Raw genomic sequence first — 2006 nt, forward strand, 5'->3', positions numbered from 1 at the left:
GTAAGGTCTGTAGCGACAACTGGTTTAGCTGGAGCTGTTGTATCAGTTGTTGCTACCATTGGATCGCTGGCATCTGATGTGTTTCCTGATGGGTCTGTCGCTTTAGCTGTCACATTTCCTGCTGGAATGTCGACTGTTGGGGTAATGGTTGCTTTACCATCTGCGCCTGCTGTAGCTTCACCAATCTTGTTGCCATCTTTATCGTAAAGAGCAACAGTTGAACCTGGTTCTGCAGTTACTTCAACTGGAGTCTTAGTACCGGCTTTACCGGTAAGGTCTGTATCCACTACTGGTTTCGCTGGGGCTGTGGTATCTGTCGCTACTTTAGGATCACTTGCAACTGATGTATTACCAGCTGCATCTGTCGCTGTCGCTGTCACATTGCCTGCTGGAATAGCAACGGTTGGCGTGATTGTTGCTTTGCCATCTGCGCCTGCTGTCGCTTCACCAATCTTGTTACCATCTTTATCGTAAAGGGCAACAGTTGAACCTGGTTCTGCGCTGACTTCAACCGGTGTCTTAGTACCTGCTTTTCCTGTGAGGTCTGTAGCGACTACTGGTTTCACTGGCGCTTCTGTATCAGCGCCTGTAGTTGCCTTCGCTGGATCACTTGCGTCTGAGGTATTTCCGGCTGGGTCCGTCGCTGTCGCTGTCACATTTCCTGCTGGAATGTCGACGGTTGGCGTAATCGTTGCTTTGCCATCTGCGCCTGCTGTAGCTTCACCAATCTTGTTACCATCTTTGTCGTAAAGGGCAACAGTTGAGCCTGGTTCTGCGCTCACTTCTACTGATGGCTTAGTTCCGGCTTTACCGGTAAGGTCTGTGTTCACAACTGGTTTCGCTGGAGCTGTTGTATCTGTCGCCACTTTAGGATCACTTGCGTCTGATGTATTTCCTGATGGATCTGTCGCTTTGGCTGTTACATTTCCTGCTGGAATAGCAACAGTTGGCGTGATTGTTGCTTTACCATCTGCTCCTGCTGTCGCTTCACCAATCTTGTTGCCATCTTTATCGTAAAGAGCAACAGTTGAACCTGGTTCTGCAGTTACTTCTACTGATGGCTTAGTGCCTGCTTTACCGGTAAGATCTGTATTCACTACTGGTTTCGCTGGCGCTGTTGTATCTGTCGCTACTTTAGGATCACTTGCATCTGAGGTATTTCCTGATGGATCTGTCGCTTTGGCTGTTACATTACCTACTGGAATATCAACAGTTGGGGTAACAGTTGCTTTGCCATCTGCGCCTGCTGTCGCTTCACCAATCTTGTTACCATCTTTATCGTAAAGGGCAACAGTTGAACCTGGTTCTGCACTCACTTCAACCGGTGTCTTAGTGCCGGCTTTGCTTGTGAGGTCTGTAGCAACTACTGGTTTCGCTGGGGCTGTGGTGTCGGTTGCTACTTTAGGATCACTTGCGTCTGATGTGTTTCCTGATGGATCGGTCGCTGTCGCTGTTACATTACCTACTGGAATATCAACGGTTGGCGTGATGGTTGCTTTGCCATTGCTAGCAGCCGTTCCTTCACCAATCTTGTTACCATCTTTGTCGTAAAGAGCAACAGTTGAACCTGGTTCTGCAGTTATTTCTACTGATGGCTTAGTGCCTGCTTTGCCTGTGAGGTCTGTATTCACTACTGGTTTCGCTGGAGCTGTAGTATCTGTCGCTACTTTTGGATCACTCGCATCTGAGGTGTTTCCTGATGGGTCTGTCGCTTTGGCTGTTACATTACCTACTGGAATTGCTACAGTTGGGGTAATGGTTACTTTACCATTGCTAGCAGCCGTTCCTTCACCAATTTTGTTACCATCTTTATCGTAAAGGGCAACAGTTGAACCTGGTTCTGCACTCACTTCAACTGATGGCTTAGTGCCTGCTTTTCCTGTGAGGTCTGTATTCACTACTGGTTTCGCTGGCGCTGTTGTATCTGTTGCTACTTTTGGATCACTTGCGTCTGAGGTGTTACCTGATGCATCTGTCGCTTTGGCTGTTACATTTCCTGCTGGAAT

The 2006-nt window shown here is 48.1% G+C and carries 1 protein-coding gene; it reads right to left on the reverse strand.

Annotated elements, in window-relative coordinates:
• Positions 1-2006 (reverse strand): Ig-like domain-containing protein (locus H7T98_RS10105; RefSeq protein WP_260313913.1); only part of this gene is annotated, 2006 nt, incomplete at both ends.

The organism is Streptococcus sp. 23.2, from assembly GCF_016648665.1.
GTDB lineage: Bacteria > Bacillota > Bacilli > Lactobacillales > Streptococcaceae > Streptococcus > Streptococcus salivarius_E.